This window comes from Pseudomonas sp. P4_C3, from assembly GCF_056402075.1.
Genome location: NZ_JBFUIC010000422.1, coordinates 1 through 3,021 on the forward strand (window position 1 = coordinate 1; position 3,021 = coordinate 3,021).

The window sequence follows — 3,021 nt, forward strand, 5'->3', positions numbered from 1 at the left end:
GTGCTGAGCAGCAACTCGGCAACGCCGATCACCGACAACAGGGTCGAGGCCTTGACGATCTCGGTCGACGAATTGACCCAGGTCGGCAGAATCTGCCGCAGCGCCTGGGGCAACAACACGTAACCGAGGGCCTGGTAGAACGTCAGGCCGATGGCCTTGCTCGCCTCCATCTGCCCAAGCGGCAAGGCCTGCAAGGCACCGCGCACGATCTCGGCGACATGGGAGCCGCAGAACAGCGTCAGCCCCAGCGCACCGGCCTGGAACGCGCTGATCTGCCAGCCCAGCGCCGGCGCCATGTAAAAGCACGCCAGCACCAGCACGAACACGGGCGTGCCGCGAATCACATCGACATAAAAACGAAACGGTGCGCGCATCCAGAATTTGCCGTAGGTCAGCACCAGCCCGGCGACGACGCCAACCAGTGTGCCGAGCAAAATCGCCAGCACCGACACCTGGACGCTGGTCAGGAAGCCTTGCCACAGCACTTCCCGCGCCACCCACAACTCATGCAACCAACTGGGGGATTCGTACATGGGGCCTCCTATCGGCGAATCGCCAGACGCTGTTCGAGGTAACGCAGCATCATGGCAATGAGGTAACAGGCCGCCACATAAAGCGCCGTGGTCACCAGCCAGGTTTCAATCACCCGGTAGCTCTCGACATTGATCTTGCGCGCGTAATAGGTCAGCTCAGGTACGGCAATCGCGGCCGCCAGCGAAGTGTCCTTGAACAGCGAAATGAAGTTGTTCGACAGGGCCGGCAACACATTGCGCAGCATCACCGGCACGGTGACGTAGGCCTTGACCTGCCACTCGCCCAGGCCAATGGCCAACCCTGCTTCTCGCAGACCCTTGGGAATGCTCAGCAAGCCGCCGCGAAACACTTCAGTCAGGTACGCCCCGGCATACAGCGACAGGGTGATGATGAACGAGGGGATCTTGTCCAGCCGGATCCCCAGGCTCGGCAACGCAAAGTAGATCAACAGGATCAACACCAGGATCGGCGTGTTACGAATCACCGTGACATACACCGACGCCAGCACCCGCAATGCGCGATGCCTGGACAGCAAGGCAAACGCCATCATCAGGCCGATCACGCAGCCGATGGCGATCGACACCAGCGCCAGTTCAAGGCCCATACCGAGCCCCGCCAGCAAGGTGTCGAAATCGCGCCAGACGGCGGCAAAGTTCAACTGATAGTTCATGGTCAGAAGTACCTTGAGCGGGGCGACTCAAATCGCCCCACTCTCACGGAATCATTTGAATTCGACGGGGAAGCCAATCGCCGGCGTTGGCAGATCCACACCGAACCACTGCTTGAACGACGCTGCGTAAGTCGGGAACTCAACGCCGGTCATGGCTTCATGCAGGGTGGTGTTGACGAAGTTCAGCCAGTCCTGGTCGCCGCGCTTGACCGCGCACGCATAGGTCTGCGGGCTCCAGGCGTAGGCCGGGCTGCGATAACGGCCAGGGTTCTGCACCATCAGGTACTTCACCGAAGACTGATCGGTGGCCGCTGCGTCGGCGCGGCCGGAGTTCACGGCCTGGTACATCAGGTCCACGCTGTCGTACTGATCGACCTTGGCCTTGGGTAGCGCCTGGTGCACCAGTTCTTCGGCATAGACGTTTTGCAGCACCGCCACGGTGAGACTGTCACCGGCGGCTTTCATGTCATCGATTTCCTTGTACTTGCTGTTCGCCGGCAGCAGCAGGCCGACACCTTCGCGGTAGTACGGCAGGGTGAACGCCACTTGCTGGGCACGGCTGGCCGTCACGGTGATGAACTGGCAGCTCATGTCGACCTTGTCGGTCAGCAGGTTGGGGATACGTGCGTCGGACGACTGCACCACGAACTCGACTTTGCTCGGATCGTTGAACAAGCCCTTGGCCACCATGCGCCCGATATCAATATCAAAGCCTTGCAACTTGCCATCCGCGCCCTGGAAGTGCCACGGCGCGTTGGTGCTGCCGGTGCCTACAATCAGTTTGCCGCGGGCCAGAACGCTATCGAGCTTGCTGTCTGCTGCCTGGGCCACGCCCATGGCAGCGGCAGAGGCTGCGAACAGAAAAACACATGCTGTGAACAAGGAAGGTCGGCGATGCATGGCAAGCACTCCAGGGTGATGTTTATTCCGCTATACCGGAACTATGTATGTAACAACGGAATAGACAGCAGAAAGTGTGCCACCGGATGTGGAGGAAATGTGAGCGAAATTGAAATTTGTTTTGAATCAGGGGGATGCATGCAAACAGGAARAATCGTTACCAAACGCACGGCCTCCTGACCGCTACCGTTGGCTACAAAGGGCGGGTATCTGGTTCACAACCGGGCGCAGATGAACCCATTCGAAGCAAGAACTGCGAGCCAGTGCAGTTCATTGGACAACGCCCCATCCGACTGCTTTATTCTATGTCCGAGAAATAGCCGGTTTTAGCAGCCGCGACGTATCCGGCGCGTGCGGTCCCAGGAGGGTTGATGTCATTTAAAGTCATGATGGTTTTCGGTACGCGTCCGGAGGCCATCAAGATGGCGCCCTTGGCGCGGGTCCTGCGTAATTGGCCAGGTATCACCCTGAACATCTGCTCCACTGGCCAGCACCGGGAAATGCTCAAGCAGGTCCTCGACTCGTTCGAACTGACGGTCGATGAAGACTTGCAGGTGATGACCCAGGGCCAGACGCTCAACGGCCTCTCCGAACAATTGCTGGGGCAGCTCGACAAAGCCTACGAGCGGGTGCAACCGGATATCGTGCTGGTGCACGGCGACACCACCACCAGCTTCATTGCCGCCCTCGCCGCCWTCAATCGCCAGTTGCCCATCGGCCACGTCGAGGCGGGTTTGCGTACCGGGAACTTGCGCGCACCCTGGCCGGAGGAAGCCAACCGGCACCTGACCGGGGTCATCGCCGACCTGCATTTCGCGCCGACCGCCAATAACGAAGACAACCTGCTGCGCGAAGGTGTGTCCAAGGCCAACATTGAGGTCACCGGTAATACGGTGATTGATGCGTTGGTATGGATG

The 3,021-nt window shown here is 59.7% G+C and carries 4 protein-coding genes; 1 reads left to right on the forward strand and 3 read right to left on the reverse strand.

Features of this window, described 5'->3' with window-relative positions; all coding sequences use genetic code 11:
* From AC1DVH_RS28760 to AC1DVH_RS28770, 3 genes are all read right to left on the reverse strand, one after another.
* A partial coding sequence (locus AC1DVH_RS28760) for an amino acid ABC transporter permease (RefSeq protein WP_477756632.1) occupies positions 1–533 on the reverse strand: 533 nt, incomplete at its 3' end.
* Between the two features lie 8 nt (positions 534–541).
* Positions 542–1,204: an amino acid ABC transporter permease gene (locus AC1DVH_RS28765; protein ID WP_108217292.1), complete on the reverse strand. Its 663-nt coding sequence runs from the start codon at positions 1,202–1,204 to the stop codon at positions 542–544.
* 51 nt (positions 1,205–1,255) lie between these two features.
* Positions 1,256–2,104: a transporter substrate-binding domain-containing protein gene (locus AC1DVH_RS28770; RefSeq protein WP_477756633.1), complete on the reverse strand. Its 849-nt coding sequence runs from the start codon at positions 2,102–2,104 to the stop codon at positions 1,256–1,258.
* A 371-nt stretch (positions 2,105–2,475) separates the two neighbouring features.
* On the opposite strand from AC1DVH_RS28770, the gene wecB reads away from it, so the two are divergent.
* Positions 2,476–3,021: non-hydrolyzing UDP-N-acetylglucosamine 2-epimerase (gene wecB / locus AC1DVH_RS28775; RefSeq protein WP_477756634.1), on the forward strand; the 546-nt coding region annotated here is incomplete at its 3' end.

What these genes read in the sequence shown, in the direction of transcription:
- AC1DVH_RS28765 (WP_108217292.1), bottom strand. Translation starts at nt 1,204, where the DNA reads ATGAACTATCAGTTGAACTTTGCCGCCGTCTGGCGCGATTTCGACACC.
- AC1DVH_RS28770 (WP_477756633.1), bottom strand. Translation starts at nt 2,104, where the DNA reads ATGCATCGCCGACCTTCCTTGTTCACAGCATGTGTTTTTCTGTTCGCA.